Annotated in this window: 1 protein-coding gene; it reads left to right on the top strand. The window is 65.3% G+C overall.

The window, feature by feature from the left end:
- Window position 1: 1 nt before the first annotated feature.
- A complete protein-coding gene (gene fgd / locus ACFYZF_RS30660; protein ID WP_387026675.1) occupies window positions 2–1,006 on the top strand; it encodes a glucose-6-phosphate dehydrogenase (coenzyme-F420) in 1,005 nt (334 codons plus the stop codon).
- Window positions 1,007–1,029 lie beyond the last annotated feature (23 nt).

The raw sequence follows: 1,029 nt of genomic DNA on the forward strand, positions 1-1,029 counted from the left end.
CATGACACTGAAGATCGGTTACAAGGCGTCGGCTGAGCAGTTCGGCCCGCGCGAGCTTGTCGAGTACGCGGTCAGCGCGGAGGGCCACGGCCTGGACAGCGTCTGGATCAGCGATCACCTGCAGCCGTGGCGGCACGAGGGCGGACACGCGCCGTTCTCCCTGTCCTGGCTCGCCGCCGTCGGGGAACGCACCGAGCGGGTCCAACTCGGCACCAGCGTGCTGACCGCCACGTTCCGGTACAACCCGGCCGTGATAGCACACGCGTTCGCCACCCTCGGGCTGCTGTACCCCGGCCGGGCCGCCCTCGGCATCGGCAGCGGCGAGGCCCTCAACGAAGTCGCGGTCGCACGCATCACCTGGCCCGATTTCAAGGAACGCTTCGCCCGCCTACGCGAGGCCGTGGACCTGATCCGCCGGCTGTGGACCGAAGACCGCGTCACGTTCGAGGGCCAGTACTACCAGACCACCGGCGTGTCCATCTACGACCGACCCGAAGTACCCGTCCCCATCTACATCGCCGCCGGCGGCCCCGTGATGGCCACATACGTCGGCCGCAAAGGCGACGGCTTCATCTGCACCAGCGGCAAGGGCATGGACCTGTACACCGAGAAACTCCTACCGGCCGTCGAAACCGGCGCCGACCAGGAAGGCCGCGACCCCAACACGATCGACAAAATGATCGAGATCAAACTCTCCTACGACCCGGACCCAGCCCAGGCACTCGAAAACTGCCGCTTCTGGGCGCCACTCTCACTCACCGGCGAACAAAAGGCCAGCTTCGCGGACCCAGTCGACATGGAAAAAGCCGCCAACGAACTACCCATCGAACAGGTCGCCAAACGCTGGATCGTCGCCTCCACCCCAGACGAAGCGATCACCCAAATCAAGCAGTACACCGACATCGGATTCAACCACCTCGTCTTCCACGGCCCCGGACACGACCAGGAACGATTCCTCACCACCTTCGCCGAACAGGTCCTCCCCGGCCTACGCGACCTCGACTGACAACACGCACCCACCCCACCCAA

This window comes from Micromonospora sp. NPDC001898 (genome assembly GCF_042891255.1).
GTDB lineage: Bacteria > Actinomycetota > Actinomycetes > Mycobacteriales > Micromonosporaceae > Micromonospora.